This window comes from Calyptranema fuscum S582, from assembly GCF_055793305.1.
In genome coordinates this window covers 1-16,457 of sequence record NZ_JBSLYH010000065.1, presented here as the reverse complement: position 1 = coordinate 16,457, position 16,457 = coordinate 1, and the positions used below count along the sequence as shown (strand labels likewise).

Sequence of the window (16,457 nt, the reverse complement as noted above, 5' to 3'; positions counted from 1 at the left end):
GGACATATCTCTGCCTCTTCACTTAGGCGGGTTGAGCAATATGATAGGGTTGCAGATGAAACCCCAAGAGGTGATTTGGGTTTATGCAATTGTTTATTGTTCTGGCGTTGGCGATCGCACTGTTGGCTGTTTTCTTTGCCTTGCAAAATACGGCGATAGTGTCGATTCAGTTTGCAATCTGGAGCTTTAACAGCTACCTGGCATTCATCTTGCTGATCACATTGGCGATCGGCGTGCTGATCGGGTTATTGGTATCCGTTCCAGCGTTACTTAAATCGAGTTGGCGGATGGCTCGACACAAACGGCAACTTGAAGACTTAGACTGGCGATTTCAAGAACAGGATAAAACCCTTTCTGCCCATCGAGACGCGACAGAAAGCATTCGCCAGGGCTATGGAGAATTGCTCACGGCTCTGGCATTGACCCATGCTCAAACGGGATTGCTGAAAGCAGAGACGGTGATACCAACCCTCTCTTATCGATTAAATCGGATGAGTGTAGAACCACAAAATCCGCAGTATCGTTCCGTCTGTGTTTATCTACTGGATGTCCAATCGGCAAACACTACCAGCAGTGGCAACGAGATGGATGGGCGGTGGTTACAGGCGATCGCCAAACAATTGCAAACCATCGTTTTACCGACAACCTCGATCCATGATGGCGATCAAGGGCGCTTCATTTGTACTATTAGCGGACTGGAGATTAAAGCGGCTTCAGACTACGGTGAATCATTGCGATCGACCTTTGCTAATCAGCCTTTGATACTAGAGGATGGTTCAACGGTGCCCTTAACCATCAGTATCGGCGCTGCGATCGCCCAGGCAAATGATGGGGTAGACAGTCACCAATTACTGCAACACGCTGAAGCAGCCCTCGACCATGCCAAACGGCGAGGACGCAATCGATTTCGCTTAGTGCAAGTTCCTTAGCTGATAGCTGTTAGCTGATAGCTAATAGCTGTTAGCTAATAGCTGTTAGCTGATAGCTACTTCTCATAAGGTTGCCCACTGGCAGCGGGAGGAGTGGCTTTGCCGCCAAACCCTGCTAATACGATGATAGTCAGCACGTAGGGAATCGCTTGATAGGCTTGGGTCGGAATCAGGGCTAACCCCGTATTGGCGATCGAAGATAAGCTGGCAGCCCGGATCTGGATGGCAGTCCCTAACCCAAATAGCAAGGATGCAGCCAATGCACCCAGGGGTGTCCAACGCCCAAAAATCATGGCAGCGAGAGCAATAAAGCCCCGTCCAGCACTCATTCGCAAGGTAAATGAACCGACCTGTTCTAACGTTAACCAGACACCTGCTAATCCGGCGATCGCCCCGCCGACTACTACGCAAATATAACGGACTTGATTCACGTTAATACCCACGGTATCGGCTGCGCGAGGATATTCACCCACCGCCCGCATTTGCAACCCCCAAGGGGTGTTAAACAAGATGTAATACATCACGCCGGTGAGAATAAACATGCCATAAACCAATGGTTGATGGTTAAACAACAGTTCACCTACCACTGGAATCCGGCTTAATCCTGGAATCGGTAGACGCGGGAACGTACCTGGTGAAGTAGGCGCACCCCCGGCCGTTGTCATCCAACGTTGATAGACCCATCCGGTCATTCCCCAAGCCAGCAGATTAATCACCGTACCACTAATAATTTGATCGGCTTTAAAGCGAATTGACGTGATGCCATGCAAGCCACCCAACACAGCCCCTGACACCCCCCCCATAACCAACCCCAAACAAAGACTCAGCATCATGGCTGTCATAGATGCCGCATCACCCACCGTCGAACTACCCAAAAGTGATTGAAACGGAGCGTAGGTATACATGGCAACCAGTTGAGCAATCATGGCTCCCGTTAGCATCATGCCTTCAATCGCAATATTAACTACCCCTGCCCGTTCCGAGAAAATGCCAGCATAGGCACCCAGTGCAATTGGGGTTGCGGTAATCAATGCCAGTTTAAAAAATCCAATCAGTTCTTCCATCTCAACCCCAACCTCGTGTCAGCGACCCTTCTTTTTCGATTTCACTCTGAGGGAACCGTATGCGATAGAGCCAGCGTACCAGTGCCGGAGCTGCAACTAACAAAAGAATCACCGCTTGAACTATAAAAATCATTTCTTTAGAAACGGCACCCCCAGACCGCAGTTGCATCAAGTCGCTACCATTGCGCAAAGCCCCAAATAAAAGTGCCGAAAGCATCACCCCAAGCGGCTGATTTTGCCCCAATAACGCTACGGGAATCGCATCGAAGCCATAATCGCTGGAGTACAGCACTGGCATGGCATAATCCACTCCCAAAATTTGTACAGCACCCCCCAACCCCGCCAACGCCCCCGATAATGCCAAACTGAGAATGGTCAATTGCCCTAACTTCATACCGGCATACCGAGCGGCTTCCGGATTGCTACCCACCGTCCGCAACTCAAATCCCAGGGTTGTTTTAGCCAGCAACCAACCCACCAACAATGCTGCCAGTAGGGCGATCGCCAATCCCCAATGAAGGCGATCGTACAATCTGGGCAACATCGCTGTTTCTAGAATGGTTGGAGTCCGCACTACCGTGGGTGAGGGATCTTTCATGGGATTTTTGACCAACCAATCTTGCAAAAAGAATGCCAGATAGTTGAGCATGATGGTGTTGATTACTTCATGGGAGCCAAACCGTGCTTTTAGTACACCCGGAATCGCACCCCACAATGCCCCACCTAAAGCCCCTGCGGCTAAAGCAATTACAGGATGAATCAAGGGTGGCAACGGCACGGCATAGCCAACAAACACGGCACAGGTTGCCCCTAACAAAAACTGCCCCGATGCCCCAATATTAAACACCCCCGTGCGAAACCCCAACGCCAACGCCAATCCGGTAAATATTAAAGGAATCGCTGCCACCAGGGTGTTAGAAATAGCATAGGGCTTGAGTAATGCTCCATCTAATAACCCGCCATAGGTGGCTGCAATCTTCGCTCCATCCCAATTTAACGTAACGCCGATGATGGGCAGGGTTAGCACCATTGCCGTAGCGATCGCCAATAACGGTATCCCCAACTGCCGCCCAATTTTTCCTAGAACCTGTCGTTGATTCACACTGATTGCCCGCATTCTACGTATTAAAAAGTGGGTCATGCCGTAACAAGGCACAACCACACCCTCTAGATTTTACGTTTAACCCCCGATCCGGTGACAAAAAATCTCTAGCGATCGCCATGATTGAATACCCCAGACGGATGGACTGAGTATCAAAATTAAAATGTGCGATCGCGTAAATGTCTTTTTTGGGAGAAGGTGGCTCCGCCGCCCTCTCCCAAAAAAGGTGTGGTTTTTAATGGGGTGGGGATTCTTATCCCAATCAAATATCAAGCTGTCACGTTTTAAGAGGGGTGTGGGGGTGAAACCCCACGAAGGGGGCAACACCCCCTTCACCTCTTTAGTTCGGCGCACCTGTAGATAAAAACGGCATTAGATCATTAGCTAATAAGTTTTTGAGAAATTTTAGTTTTAAGATTTACTTCAGAAATGTACTTTATAGTGACCTTCTAGTTGAGAATTTTGCAAAGCATGAGTCATAAACACTCTTGCTGGTTAGTGATGATCTTCCAATCGGATTGAGATAATTATGAAGCAAACTCCAAGCCAGCGAAATATTTCACGAAGAAGCCTTCTTCAATTTGGTGCCGGTCTTGTTGGGGCAGGTACTCTTACAGCTTGGTTGGGAACGGGTGCATTAGCTCGAACCGTTGAGCATCGGGCATCTCGAACAAATCAAGCCCAACGTATTGCTACTGATTCGGGTAGTGCTCCTGAGGGGAGCAGTTTGACTCCCGATGAGGCGTTGGCAAAACTGATGGAAGGAAACCAGCGATTTGTCACCGGGAGGCAGCTCAATCCTCAGCAAGATTCTGTTCGTGTTGCTGAGGTCGCAGCAGAACAAGCTCCTTTTGCTGCTATCTTAAGTTGTGCAGACTCACGCGTGGTGCCGGAGATTGCTTTTGATCAAGGGATTGGAGATCTCTTCGTCGTTCGAGTTGCTGGCAATGTTGCTACTACCGAAGAGATTGCCAGTGAAGAATTTGCGATCGGTGTCTTAAAAGCACCCCTACTTATGGTTTTAGGGCATGAACGCTGTGGTGCTGTGGCGGCGGCTCTAGCCGGAGGTGAATTGCCAGGTGTCATTGAATCGCTTGTATTTGCCATTCGACCCGCCATTCAAGTCTCAGAAGGAGAATCGGGCGATCGCCTTACAAACGCGATCAAAGCAAATGTGCGCTTACAAGTCCAACGACTACAATCCTCTTCTGTAATTGCTTCAGCCGTGCAGGAAGGCAAAATCAAGATTGTTGGTGCATATTATGATCTCGACACGGGTGAAGTTAGTTTAGTCAGCTAGTGGTCTGTCAATTAACAATTGATGGTTAAAACGAGTGATGTGCCGCGCGAAGCGCGGCACATCACTCGTTAGAAAATACTTGACTAAACACTAGTTGTTGCAAACATGAAATTTTGCAACATGGGGGTTTGGGGGCGAAGCCCCCAAGAGGGGTTTTACCCCCTCCACCCCCTCTAAAACTTTTAAGTTGGTGTACTAGTGATCAGATCATGAGCTGACCTGTTGCTGAAAAGGATGATGGTCATTTTATGAATGTTTTAGGACAAGTTTTATCTGAAGTCTTATCAGTCTCTATCTGGTCTTTAAGTATTGCATTCGTGGTTGGCGGTCTCATCGGGCTAGTGATTGGCATCATTCAACGGTGTATCAAACTTGTTCTATTGCCTGCCATCTTAGGCTCGTTTTTGGGGACGTTGGCGATCGCGTTTGTGCCGCTCTTTTCGATTCCGGGTTTAGTCAATGGCGGTGCCTATGCCGGGGTTTATGTCTTGGCAATGCTAGTTGTTCTAGTTCCGATCGGATCGGTTACGGGTAGCCTTGTGGGGGGCATCTATGGCTCCAAACTGCCTAAAGCGTCGCAGCGGCGTATGTTCCGGAATGCGATTCTGTTGTCGTATCTGCTCTTGATTGCCGGAATTTTAGTGCGAGTAATAGTGTTCCGTGCGGGATGAAGCTCTTATAGATTGAACTATCGCAAGTGGGGGTTCACACGCTGGGTGCGGTGGATTGACGGAAGCTATTGTGATGGAATGTAGAGGTGCTGGCGATCGCTGAGCATGAACGTTAGACTTTTGTTTAATTTAGAGAAAATTCCTCACCAATGGGTTACAGCAATTTTTAATTGCTTAAGCCACAGATTTTTTGTTGTGTGCCGCGCGGAGCGCGGCACACAACAAAAAATCTAAACATACCCAAGCGCGAAGCGCTGTAAGAATTGACTTCAGGATAGACATGGGAGTCATCAGTAATGCGACGATCTGTTAACAATAAAAAAATTAGAGCTGGGTTCGCTAGCAAGGCTGCCTTCATTCGTCTGGCAATACTTTTTAGTGTCTTAATAATTGTGTTAGTTTGGCTAGGGTTTTCCATTTTTTGGATGCCTGGACGAAGTTACAACGGGCAGCTTCCCCCGTTACAACCACAAGACGTAATACTCAAAGATTTATTACAACACGATATTCAAAAAATGGCTGTTGAGATTGGTGCAAGGAATGTCAACCAATACGATAAGCTCAATTCTGCAAAAGCTTTTCTGGAGACTGCTCTGACTCAATCAGGGTATCAAGTAACTCAGCAAGCATACAAGATTGATAACAAGACGTACTACAACCTGGAGGTTGAAAAAGTAGGGACTGAGTATCCCAATGAAGTGATTGTAGTGGGTGCTCATTACGACTCTGCGTTTACAAGTCCTGGTGCTAACGATAATGGTACAGGTGCAGCCGCCACGCTGGAGCTAGCTAAAATATTTGCCCAGAAATCTCCTAAACGGACAGTTCGCTTTGTCGAATTTACTAATGAAGAGCCGCCCTTCTTTTGGACTGAGGATATGGGTAGTTTAGTCTATGCCCAACAGATCGATTCTCATCAAGACAAGGTAGTGGCAATGCTGAGCCTGGAAACAATGGGATGTTTCTCAGACACACCGGGTAGCCAAAAATATCCGTTTCCCCTTGATTTGTTCTACCCCAAGCAAGGTAATTTTATTAGTTTTATTGGCAACCTTAACTCTGGAAACCTGGTGCGGCGATCGATTGCTTCATTTCGTCGTCATGTTCAGTTTCCGTCTGAAGGAGCCGCTTTACCTGGCTGGATTCCGGGTGTTGGCTGGTCTGACCAATGGTCATTTTGGCAACACGGATATCAAGGAATCATGATTACAGACACGGCTCCTTACCGTTACCCTTATTACCACACCCTGGACGATACGATTGATAAAGTGAATTTTGATCAGTTAGCCAGAGTTGTATCTGGTTTGGTAAATGTTATTTCTGATTTAGCTGAATAATGCCGATATCGTGTGAGTTATAACAATTGAGTAGATGGTTAGGACAGTGGGGGTGTGGGGGCTGCACCCCCAGCCAGGGGTTCCACCCCTGCACCCCATCCTAACCAGCCCTTCGGCTGCCATAACACCTAAGGCGATTTCTAGAAAAGGTCATCCCAGCAAATCGGAGGGGCGAAGCATTCGAACCATGATTTTCGTCATTTACCAAAGACTATCTAACGAATGCTTTGCCCTTACAGGGGTAACATCTTTTTCAGAAATCTCCTACCTGGAGTGATGGGACTCAGTAGGGGAACCCTAAAGCAGAAGGGTGCAAACCATCAGAAATACTGTCTGTCCCCTCTCGATAGTCGGATTAGTTTGCTTCTAAAAAAGCGGCAACCGATCGCAGACCCTGACTAAACGAATGCTCGGGATAGCGCAAGCAAAATAGACTGCGACTGGCTAACATCATCATATCGTCTGAATTTTCTAAGATTCCAGCCAGCGGCAGGTTGTAGCTTTTTTGCACGAGATTTTTGAGCTGTTCACCGTTGATCGCTGGTAGTACGCGATTCAACAAAATGAAAATTTTGGGTACGCCCAACTGCTGCGAAACATCAGCCGTCACAGCGGTGCCTTGAAAATCCTGACTGTCCGGACGGAGAATCAGCATCAAACGATCTGCTAAAGCCATCGCCAGCAAAGTCTCCTGGTTCAATCCTGGGTGTGTATCAAGAAACAAGAAATCTAGTTGGAGGCTTTTAGCCATCTGGTTGATGCCACCACTCAGACGGTCGATGTCATAACCTTCTTGGACGATCCGATTGATATCTTCGAGTTCAAAACTAGCCGGAGCCAGAAAAATATGCCCCTTACCTGTCTCCAGAATCTCGGCTGGGGTGACATCGTGAGTCGCCTGGAGGATGCTGCAATTTCCCCAGAGATAGTCATTAAGGGTGTGATCGATGGTGGATTGCTCTAACCCCAACACAATATGGATTCCGGGTGAGGGCAAATCAGTATCCACTACTCCGACGCGGTAACCTTTTTGCGCCAAAATAGCGGCAAGGTTGGCAGTAATGTTAGATTTTCCTGTCCCCCCTCGAAAGGAATTGAGGGCAATAATTTTGAGCATAATACAACACCCTTTGAAGGTAAACCGACGACTGGATCAGAGCCTCAAAACTTAGATTCATCCACCAGAAACGCATTCGCTAACGATCGCTAACCGTGCATTTCTGCTGAACTGAGATATCAAGGCTACAGGGCTAAGTACCCCTCAGGTTGCCCAGCGATCGCCTGTTTCGCTCAAATCCAGACATTAATTTTTTATATAGCAATCCTGAGTCAGTTGTGAAAGCGTCCGCCCGAAGGGCGGACGCTTTCACAACCGATCATTTTCACAAATCAAATAGGACTGCTATATACTCCAAAACTATAGCGCTTTGCGGCTGGACAGATGACGGTTGTTATATGAGAACCGTGTGGGACGTAGCTCTCACATAACAATCTGTACTTCACCCTATTGAGGATTGTTGTATACGGGCGATCGCTAATTCTCTCGAATATGGAGTTGAATATTGGCAAGAGATAAGCAAGCAAGATCTGAGTAGTATTCGGCAGAAAACTCTTGATTAAATGTATAAAAAAAGTCATCCAATGATTGAGTTTAAATCGAGGACAAAAAACTCTCGCTGAAACTTTTTAATCTACGATGGCACCATCGCTGAATTTAGTGAACGATGATCTCATTCGGTGTGTTTTTATGTGGTATTGTTCTACCGAACTTGACTCACCATCGTAGCGAATTCGATCGTTCATCTACAATCAAGGAATCTGGCTATGACTGCTCTTCTCTCTATTCAAAAACTTAGCCCAGACAACTCGCCGTTTCCTGCTTATTTTGTTGCCAGTACTGCTCCTATCAATGTTGAAGATCGGCAAAGGGATGATATCCCCGATCCCAAAGATTCTATTGATGAGATGTGTCGCCATTTAAAAAATCACAAAGACGATGCAGAAGTTTTAATTGTGATTCACGGCTATAACACCAGCCGAGCCAGTGTAAAAGATTGGTATGCAAGCATTTATCGCCATCTTGCAAGTCATCATAGCCGCCGTCGGTCTAAAGGGTTTTTGTTAATTGGTTATCGCTGGCCGTCTGAGCAAATTATGCCACAATCCTCAGAGCGACCAGAGGAAGGGATTTCTTTTCGAGCTAAACGTAAAGCGGCAAAGAAAGCGTTACCTGTCATTTTGGGTAAGATATCTCGATTAGGAACATTCGGATTAATTGGAGGTATCGGGGGTTCGCTTATTAGTATTGTGGCGATCGCTTTACAGGCTGCAAATGCAGTTATTTTTCTAATTATTTTCTCTACCCTAACTGTTCTTTCGTTAGTAGCCGTTTCTCCTATCTTTACGATTCTTGTACTGAGATTGGTTGGTTATTTTAGAGACAATTATCGTGCTAATAATTTTGGTGTTTCAGATCTGGTCGAGTTAATTCGACAAATTGATAAGACGCTAATTCAATCGGGAGCAGATGAAGAACCCTCTGACCCCAAAATCGATTGGCATCATCACCGCATCAAACTCTCATTCATCGGTCATAGTATGGGTGGGTTTGTGGTGACTAATACCATACGAATTTTGTCGGATGTATTTGATCCACAGTCGGTTGGATCGGTCGATGCTATAGATCCCCAAAAACATCCCTCATCGTTTGTGGGTAATGTATTTTCCTTAAGTCGTTTGGTGTTAGTATCACCCGATATTCCAGCTGAAACGATCATTTCTGGACGAGCCAACTTTCTGCAATCATCGTTGCGTCGATTTGAAGAAGCCTATCTCTTTAGCAATGAAGGAGATATGGCATTAAGGCTGGCTTCCACCGCAGCTAATTACTTTAGTTACCCATCCAGCACCCAGGATGGAGGGTATCGACTCGGGAATGTAACCGTCCGAAACTCTATAGAACCCCCAAGTAAAAGTAAACCCGCTCGAAAAAAGGCGTTACGAGAAGGAGCTGCTATGACCTCTGAAAGTTATGGCGTGATTGCTCGCCTTGCAGATGGGCAACTGGTGAGTCTCAAAGATGGACACGCCGTTGCCTTCCCAGAGCACACCTACCCCTTAGACTATCTCTACATTCGAGCGCAAATACCGTTATCGCAACGGCAGCAAGCGATCGCATTAGCACCCAATGAAAAACCCATTGGCGAATGTTTTAGTTTTTTTGATTGTACCGACTATGCTGAACCCTATATTGATCGTCAAGGTCGGCAGAAAACCGTAGGTATAGTCAGTCATGCATTACGCAAGCAAGCCCTAACATTTCGGGATTATGTATCGTTAACGATTGACTATTTCACCAACAAAATTGACACCCATGGGGGATATTTTAGTAATGGTGAAACAGATCCCAAAAAAGGGGTGAGACCAGAAGCCAGTTTTACCAAACTAACCATTTATGGATTGGCGTGTTTGGGGTTTGAAAAGTTTTTACTGGAACTCCCTGAACAATCAATGTTCAATGCATACCAGACATCGTTTGCCCGAATCCTGGATGAACTACACGCTCACCCTTCATCTTTAACCACTAAGCAACAAGAGAAGGTTGCCTTGAGCTATATTCTTTCGAGCCTATGTCGAGAGAAGGGGATTCAAGTGCTCTTAGCCGAGGAGCGCTATACCCGCGATATCCTGGATGCCGAATCAGAATCATAAATCATCAATCAGGTGTTCTATTCAGTCGTGCTTCCCACTCTTCAGTTGAGTTTTCTCTAGGAAACGGCATATCAGGAATAGGAACCTGCAAAAACTGGCAGAGGGGTTGCCAACCTTGACGCACCTCATAGACTAACAAGCGATCGCCTGGAACAGTTTGCTTGACCTGTTCAATGTGATTCAGAAAGACAGACGTTGCATAGTCGCGATCACTATAACGTCCGTGAAAGGTGCCATTGAGAATTAGATTGTCAACCATACGGTGAAACATGTCCATATCCACACCGGGGATAGTGTGACGCACAAAAATCGTAGACATGGCACTTTTGTGCCAACTTTCTGGATCACGGATGCTCAGCAACACCTTTGCCTCTGGAAAAACATCCATCAATTCCCGATAAAAGCAAGTAGATGGCCAGTCTACGGTGGATTGATAGGCTTGAAACAGGTTTTTCCAATCGATAGATTTACCCTGACCTGCTTCATCCCACAGACGCAGATGTTCTGGATTCTTCTCCTGATTGAGCACCTCTGCCATGTGATAGCAGGGACCATAGCCCAGCAGTTCTAATGCACTTTTCAGCGATTTTGTCCCTGTTCGCCCAAACCCTGCCCCAATCAGTTTCATAGGTCTTGATCCTTAGGATTGTGGATTTAATCAAGTCGAAGATCTAAGTTTGGGAGCGCGTCGTCGCCGCGCTCCCAAACTTAGATCTTCCAGGCTTATTTAGGTTGCGATCCTTAGCCATTAAACTATGCGCAGATTCGTTCTAAACAATCAATCAATCGATCGACTTCTGCGACCGTGTTGTAATGTACCATACTAACCCGGACAACCCCATTTTGGGCAGACAGTCCCAGGTCTGCAATTAGATGTTTGGCATAAAAATCGCCATACCGAATTCCAATATAGTGCGGATCGAGTTGGGGTGGAATTGTAGCGCTATCGACCCCCTGTATCACAAAGGAAATCGTAGGAACTCGTTTGCTAGAGACTGCATCAGGAGCACCAATGATGCGGACCGTTGGTTTTTGCTGGAGATAGGTGAGAAGGCGATCGCCAATCACGGCTTCATGGACAGTGATCAAATCAAACGCTTGCACCAGTTTACTGCGCAGCGTTGATGCAACAGTGTCACCATAATGATGCTGTGCCAAGGCACTAAAATAATCGCACAAGCCCACCGTACTATAGCTCAGTTCATAATTCACATTTCCCGGTTGGAACTTATAGGGAATATCTGTTTCAGCAATGAAGTCATGATTGATTCCGGGCAGTGTCAATAAATGCTTGCGCTTGCCATACATGACGGCATAGTGTGCCCCATAAACCTTATAGAAACTGAAAATATAGAAATCTACATCCCATGCTTGCACATCAATCAAGCGATGGGCAGCATACCCGACCCCATCGACGCAGAGCAAGGCACCCCGGTCATGCACCACATCGGCGATCGCTTGAATTGGATTAATTGTTCCCAACACGTTAGACGTATGGGTCAGCGCGACCAATCGTGTTTTGGGGCTGAGTAACGGTTCCAGATCGTCTAGATGCAATTCTAATGTGTCTGGGTTTAAGTTCCAGGTTTTGACAACGATGCCATACTCCTCTAAGGCTCGCCAGGGGCTGATATTGGCTTCATGATCACAGTTCGTGACAATCACTTCATCACCAGGTTTCCAGGTGCGACTCAAGCACCACGACAACAGTCGAATCAAGAGACTGGTGGAAGAACCCATGACAATTTCTGATGCATCTGCCGCATTCATCAATGTGGCAACTGCGTCAGCACCTTGGGCAACGCGATCGCCTGAAAGTTGAGAGAGTTGATAGGATGCACCCAACTGCACATTCGACGTCAACAGATATTCATTGATGCGATCGACAACAGGTTGCAGGGTTTGTGAACCTCCTGCATTATCAAAAAAAGTCCAGCGTCCCGCTAAAGCAGGAAATTGCTGGCGAACAAACGCAAGGTCTAAAGTGGGAGTAGAAATGCCAGTGATCATGCGCTAAGCAATGCCTTATTGTGAACAAAATTGAATAAATGAATCAGAGGGAATCGCCGGACTAAAGAAAAACCCTTGAACTGCATCACACCCATGTTGCCTTAAAAAAGCGATTTCCTCCAAGGTCTCTACCCCTTCAGCAATGACCTGGAGTTGCAACTGGTGCGCCATTTGAATCAAAGCCGTCGTAATGGCAGATTGCTTGATATTTTGGTGAATACCTCTGATAAAAGAGCGATCGACTTTGAGCGTGTTGAACGGAAACTGTTGCAGATAACTGAGGGAGGAATAACCTGTGCCAAAGTCATCAATAGAAATCCTCAGCCCCATATCTCGCAACTGTTTCAGTGTAATAATAGCTCTTTGTATATCTTTAACTAATAAACTTTCAGTTAATTCTAGATCTAATAAAGTCGCGTCTACTTGAGTAAATTGTATAATTCGATCAATCACGTCGCATAAATTAGGTTGGCTAAATTGACGTGCTGACAAATTGACAGAGACTTGAATCCTATGTCCCATTTTTTGCCAGGTCTGGATTTGCTGACAGACGGTCGTCAAGACCCACTCACCAATAGGCAAGATCAAGCCGGTCGCTTCTGCCAATGGGATAAACTCTGCCGGAGATACCATACCACGCTTAGGATGATGCCAGCGCAATAATGCTTCTGCACCCACAATCTGATTGGTTTTTAGATCAATCTGAGGTTGGTAATAAACTTGTAGTTCTAAGTTTTCTAGAGCATAGTGCAAATCGGCTTCTAGCTTCACCTGATCGGGTGTGTCCACCCATTCTAAAGCAGCGTAAAACTGATACCCGTTGCCACCTTGTTCCTTGATTTTACGCAGCGCATATTCAGCACAGCGAATCAAACTATCAATGTCACTACCATCGTGAGGGTAAAGAGCAATGCCGACGCTGGCACTAATAAAAACGGTTTGCTCGCCCAATATAAAAGGCTTGGCGATCGCCATCAAAACTCGTTCTGTCGCCTGAGCGATGGCAATTTGAGCATCGATATCACAGGGCAATCCCATTTCTTGTATCGATGGAATCAGGGCAAATTGGTCGCCATTCAAGCGTGCCACCACTCCCTTACTACCAACTAAATGCTGAAGTCGGTTTGCCACCTGTCGCAGCAGCAGATCACCCCCTGTATAACCAAGGCTGGTATTCAACCGCCGAAACTGATCAATCCCCAAATAGAGGATGGCAACAGGCGATCGCGTGTTTGTAGTTTCCGCCACGATCTGATTAAATTTTTCTCGTAGCAAAAGTCGATTAGGCAAATTAGTCAAGCTGTCATAGTAGGCTAACCGACTCAACTCTTCCGTAACCTCGTTGAGAGTGGCAGCATAGGATTCTGTGACCGTTTGCTGTTTGCTTAAGCGAGCGGCGATCGCCCCCAACAGTTCATTTGCTGTAAAGGGTTTGGTCAAATAGTCATCGGCACCCAATTCCATGCCCTGTCGCAAATCCGCTTTGGCGGCTCTAGCCGTCAAGAAAATAAATGGAATCAGTGCCGTTCGCGGATCCTGTCGTAAAACCGAAAGAACCTGATAGCCATTCACTTGCGGCATCATGACATCACACAGGATCAGATCTGGTAATTCTTGCTGGGCAAGTGCTATGCCCTCAGATCCACTTTTGCTGACTAAAACTGCAAAACCCTCTAACTGTAAGAGTTCTGCAATTAATCTGCGAACGTTCGGTTCATCCTCAATAATCAGAATTGTTGCCATACCCTCTACTCCCCTCAATACCCAATAGGGGGAGGCATACTTTAAATAGTGTTCCCACCCCTACCTCACTTGAGACACTGATACGACCTTGATGTAAGTCTACACATTGCTTTACGATGGATAGCCCTAAGCCTGTACCAGAAATAGAAGATACGTTTTTTGCTCGATGGAACGGTTCAAACAAACGACGCTGATCGGCAAGAGGAATCCCAATCCCTCGATCTTGAATTCTAAACACCACGTTTAACCCTTGATGGGTTGCTTCCAACGTAACGTCAAACTCAACCTCTGAGCCATCGGGTGAGTACTTGATGGCATTAGACAAGAGATTACTTAAAATATGTTGTAGCAAATTCTCATCTAGACAGAATTTTTGCTGTTTGGGCTGGTAGCTGAATATGATTGGACGCGCACTGTTTTCCTCGGGTTGTAAATAAGTCATCAAGTCGCGACAAAACGTTTCCAGATCCAACGGTGCTGGGTTAAATGTTAGCTTTCCTGCTTCTGCCTGACCCGCCAGTAAAACATTTTCCAGGAGTTGGGTCATCCGTTTTGTGGACATATGAATGCGTCGTAAATAAGTCTTTTTTTTGTCTGACTCATATTGGTCGCCATAGCGTTCTAATACTTCAGTAGACAGGACAATAATGCTTAGAGGTGTGCGGAACTCGTGGGATACCAGGGCGATGAAATTTGACTTGAGTTGATTGAGTTCCCGTTCTTTGATTAATGATTGAAGGATTTCGCTCTCTGCTTGCTTGCGTTGGATAAACAAGCCCAACTCAGTTGATGCCGAAATCAGTTGAATCAACCGTTCGTCTTCTTCGCGAGCTTCAAACATATAAAAGACTAAAACCGTCAATACTTCTTTGTGGGTCAAAATGGGGATGCCCAACGCCGCTTTTAAGCCGAATTCCTGTGCCATCTGGGCACGTAAATAGGTAGTTTCAGGCTGTGCCGAAACGTCTTGACACCACTCTGGTTTTTGCGATCGCCAGACTCGTCCGGGAATTCCTATACCGGGTGCAAAGGTAAAATTTTGGCTAAGCTGACGAAACGCCAACAGATTTTCATGCTTGCTATAGAAAGCAGGACTACTTTCTAGAAACGTTTGATCGGCATTGGGCACCCAGGCTTCACCAAAATCCCATCGGGTTGCTTCGCAGACTTTTTGTAAGGCAACATGCAGAGCCGAATGAAAATCTTCAGACTCAAAAATTGCCTGCGTCATGGTTTGCAGGAGCTTGGTATCCTCTTCTGCTTGCTTTCGTTCTGTGATATCGCGACAGATAGAGACGACAAACTCGACGTCGCCACTTAAATCTACTTCTGGAACCAGGCGAGCTTGAAAATATCTCAATTGACGGGTGAAAGGAACACTCAATTCCAAAATTTGCATTTGGTTTGAGGCAAAGGTTTGTTGTAATGCCATTTCCCATAACAGCAGTTGATCTTCTGGAATCCCCAATTCTCGGTCGGTCTTGCCGATCATCTCGTGCGCCGCAAAGCCCCATTCTCGTTCTGTTGCCGGATTGACATAAACGTACCGGAGTGCGCGATCATAACGGGCGATCGCGTCTGGAGATTGCTCAACCAATGCGCTAAAGCTGGGTGCTTGATTGGTTTGCGAATCTATCACTGTCGGAGTGTGCTGTACACACTGTCGCAACCAGACCTGCTCAACCAAAATGGCTAAATGATCGGCGATCGCTCGTCCAAAGGCAACTTCTTCCGCCGTCCATTGACGGTCTAGTACCCTTGAGTACAACCCCATTGCACCCAAATAGAGGTTTCCAGACAGCAATGGCACCATCATGACTGCCCCACGATGACTCTCTCGAAAACTTTCTGAACAGTCTGCTGGTAGAAGCTGATTGATCTGAGAATCAAGGACGATCTGCCCTGCCGCGAGATCACCCTTCCAGACCTCACAAAGGGTCCGGTGAGGTGTAATGCAACTTGCCGTACTGGCGTACTGCGCCCCAACGACCTGAGACATAGGAGTTTGCACTGTCAAACAACAATCGACCCGTAACGAAGACTGTACCTGGTTGATTGTATTATTTATCACTTCATTGACTACGTGGGTTTCACGCAGAGCTTGAATGATCTGGTTGGCGATCGCAACTTGTTGTGCCTGCATTAGACGTGATGATAGAGATAGAGAGAATACGCATAAAACCAAATCAACTCAGGAACACAACACTACTGACTATTCTTGACTGATCCCGCTCGTTATCGCAAGCAAGATCCATCGATGTATATATCCGATTAATGTAGTATAAATGTCGCAATTTAGCGTCTTGCCATAACTCTTTTGTAAAGACTAATCAGAATTGTGAATAGATATGGTTTAATTCAAGTTTCATTCTTAGAATAAGAGACTTAAGCTGGTTCCCTGATTGTGGTTCATTTTGATTTCGAAAGCGTTAAGTTACTTGAGAACATCGCTGTTTTACGTAGTGGGTGATGGATAGGGTAGCTTGACTTATGATGCATTTTGTCATCTCATCATTCCACTAGGGGCTAATTTTTCTATGTATATGAAAATGATTCGTCCCTCGGGCAAACTCTGGATGAATTTATCTCT

General features: G+C 46.3%; 12 protein-coding genes. 5 read left to right on the top strand and 7 right to left on the bottom strand.

Going from position 1 to position 16,457, the window contains the following annotated elements:
* The first annotated feature begins 83 nt into the window (after positions 1 to 83).
* The gene (locus ACR6Z4_RS28565; RefSeq protein ID WP_479720749.1) at positions 84 to 929 is read left to right on the top strand and encodes a lipopolysaccharide assembly protein LapA domain-containing protein; all 846 of its coding nucleotides are present in this window, start codon (positions 84 to 86) and stop codon (positions 927 to 929) included.
* A gap of 56 nt (positions 930 to 985) precedes the next feature.
* Here ACR6Z4_RS28565 and ACR6Z4_RS28560 read toward each other — a convergent pair whose 3' ends face one another.
* Both ACR6Z4_RS28560 and ACR6Z4_RS28555 read right to left on the bottom strand, forming a co-directional pair.
* Complete coding sequence (locus tag ACR6Z4_RS28560) at positions 986 to 1,993, bottom strand: ABC transporter permease (protein ID WP_479720748.1); 1,008 nt, start codon at positions 1,991 to 1,993, stop codon at positions 986 to 988.
* Position 1,994: 1 nt separating this feature from the next.
* Positions 1,995 to 3,095 (bottom strand): ABC transporter permease, encoded by a 1,101-nt coding sequence (locus ACR6Z4_RS28555; RefSeq protein ID WP_479720747.1) that lies wholly within the window; start codon positions 3,093 to 3,095, stop codon positions 1,995 to 1,997.
* Between the two features lie 529 nt (positions 3,096 to 3,624).
* Between ACR6Z4_RS28555 and ACR6Z4_RS28550 the strand changes: the two genes are divergently transcribed.
* The 3 genes from ACR6Z4_RS28550 to ACR6Z4_RS28540 all read left to right on the top strand — a co-directional run bounded on the left by ACR6Z4_RS28550 (position 3,625) and on the right by ACR6Z4_RS28540 (position 6,403).
* Positions 3,625 to 4,395: a carbonic anhydrase gene (locus ACR6Z4_RS28550; protein ID WP_479720746.1), complete on the top strand. Its 771-nt coding sequence runs from the start codon at positions 3,625 to 3,627 to the stop codon at positions 4,393 to 4,395.
* A 248-nt stretch (positions 4,396 to 4,643) separates the two neighbouring features.
* Positions 4,644 to 5,066 carry a hypothetical protein gene (locus ACR6Z4_RS28545; protein ID WP_479720745.1) on the top strand — a complete coding sequence of 141 codons (423 nt, stop codon included), beginning with the start codon at positions 4,644 to 4,646 and terminating at the stop codon, positions 5,064 to 5,066.
* A gap of 296 nt (positions 5,067 to 5,362) precedes the next feature.
* Complete coding sequence (locus ACR6Z4_RS28540; protein WP_479720744.1) at positions 5,363 to 6,403, top strand: M28 family peptidase; 1,041 nt, start codon at positions 5,363 to 5,365, stop codon at positions 6,401 to 6,403.
* A 355-nt stretch (positions 6,404 to 6,758) separates the two neighbouring features.
* On the opposite strand, the gene ACR6Z4_RS28535 is transcribed toward ACR6Z4_RS28540, so the two are convergent.
* The gene (locus ACR6Z4_RS28535) at positions 6,759 to 7,520 is read right to left on the bottom strand and encodes a MinD/ParA family ATP-binding protein (RefSeq protein ID WP_479720743.1); all 762 of its coding nucleotides are present in this window, start codon (positions 7,518 to 7,520) and stop codon (positions 6,759 to 6,761) included.
* A 707-nt stretch (positions 7,521 to 8,227) separates the two neighbouring features.
* Between ACR6Z4_RS28535 and ACR6Z4_RS28530 the strand changes: the two genes are divergently transcribed.
* A complete protein-coding gene (locus ACR6Z4_RS28530; protein WP_479720742.1) occupies positions 8,228 to 10,114 on the top strand; it encodes a hypothetical protein in 1,887 nt (628 codons plus the stop codon).
* Positions 10,115 to 10,118: 4 nt separating this feature from the next.
* Here the strand turns inward: ACR6Z4_RS28530 and ACR6Z4_RS28525 are convergent, their stop codons facing one another.
* From ACR6Z4_RS28525 to ACR6Z4_RS28510, 4 genes are all read right to left on the bottom strand, one after another.
* On the bottom strand, positions 10,119 to 10,742 hold the full coding sequence (locus ACR6Z4_RS28525) for a sulfotransferase family protein (protein WP_479720741.1): 624 nt from the start codon (positions 10,740 to 10,742) through the stop codon (positions 10,119 to 10,121).
* Between the two features lie 125 nt (positions 10,743 to 10,867).
* A complete protein-coding gene (locus ACR6Z4_RS28520) occupies positions 10,868 to 12,124 on the bottom strand; it encodes a cysteine desulfurase-like protein (protein ID WP_479720740.1) in 1,257 nt (418 codons plus the stop codon).
* Positions 12,125 to 12,139: 15 nt separating this feature from the next.
* Positions 12,140 to 13,867 (bottom strand): putative bifunctional diguanylate cyclase/phosphodiesterase, encoded by a 1,728-nt coding sequence (locus ACR6Z4_RS28515; protein ID WP_479720739.1) that lies wholly within the window; start codon positions 13,865 to 13,867, stop codon positions 12,140 to 12,142.
* The gene (locus tag ACR6Z4_RS28510; protein WP_479720738.1) at positions 13,845 to 16,010 is read right to left on the bottom strand and encodes a sensor histidine kinase; all 2,166 of its coding nucleotides are present in this window, start codon (positions 16,008 to 16,010) and stop codon (positions 13,845 to 13,847) included. Before ACR6Z4_RS28510 ends, ACR6Z4_RS28515 begins: the two co-directional genes overlap by 23 nt.
* Positions 16,011 to 16,457 lie beyond the last annotated feature (447 nt).